Origin of the sequence: Kineococcus indalonis (genome assembly GCF_009906395.1) — a bacterium.
Lineage (GTDB): Bacteria > Actinomycetota > Actinomycetes > Actinomycetales > Kineococcaceae > Kineococcus > Kineococcus indalonis.
Genome location: NZ_JAAALM010000914.1, coordinates 1 through 839 on the forward strand (window position 1 = coordinate 1; position 839 = coordinate 839).

An 839-nucleotide genomic window follows, 5' to 3' on the forward strand; every position below is an offset into this window, starting at 1 on the left:
GCCGTGGCGCGCGCCCGGTGGCGCGGCTCAGCCGGCGGCGCCGCCGTCGTGGGCGGCCACGCGCGCCACGGCGTCCCCGGCCGGCTCCTCGCCGCCCACCAGCTCCAGCAGGCGCCCGCCCACCGGCACCGAGGCGGCCGCGTCCAGCAGCTCCACGCACACCGCGGCCACGTCCGCGCGCGGCACGCTGCCGCGCTCCACGGAGCGCTCCAGGTGCACGCGGCCGGTGGGCGGCTCGTCGGTCAGGCCGCCCGGGCGCAGCACCGTCACGTGCAGCCGGCCGCTCGCGGCCCGGGCCAGCAGCTCCTCCTCCGCGGCCAGCTTGGCGCGCAGGTAGGCGACGAACACCTCGTCCACGCCCTCGGGCGTCGCCCCGCCGCGCACGGCGTCCACGCCGAAGGAGGAGACCAGCAGGTAGCCGCGCACCCCCGCCAGCTCGGCGGCGTCGGCCAGCAGCACCGCCGCGGCGCGGTCCACGGTGTCCTTGCGGGCGGCGCCGCTGCCCGGGCCGGCGCCCGCGGCGAACACCACCGCGTCGGCCCCGCGCACCGCGCCGGCGACCTCGGCGGCGCCCGCCGCCTCCAGGTCCACCACGACGGCGCGCGCGCCGTCGGCGGTGACGTCGGCGACGTGGCCGGGGTCGCGCACCAGCCCCGTCACCTCGTCGCCGCGCTCGGTGAGCAGGCGGGTGAGCAGGCGGGCCACCTTGCCGTGGGCCCCGGCGATCGCGACGTGCACGGCCCCGAACCTAGGCAGCCCCGCCCCGGCGCGCACGCCGGGCCTCGGCGCACCGCCGGCGGTCGGGCACACTTCCCGCGTGCCGGACCCCGCCCCCACCT

General features: G+C 81.5%; 1 protein-coding gene. It reads right to left on the bottom strand.

Annotated elements, in window-relative coordinates:
* Positions 1-27: 27 nt before the first annotated feature.
* Positions 28-738, bottom strand: a complete 711-nt coding sequence (locus GTR00_RS21915) for an NAD(P)H-binding protein (protein WP_166613593.1) — start codon at positions 736-738, stop codon at positions 28-30.
* Positions 739-839: the final 101 nt, after the last annotated feature.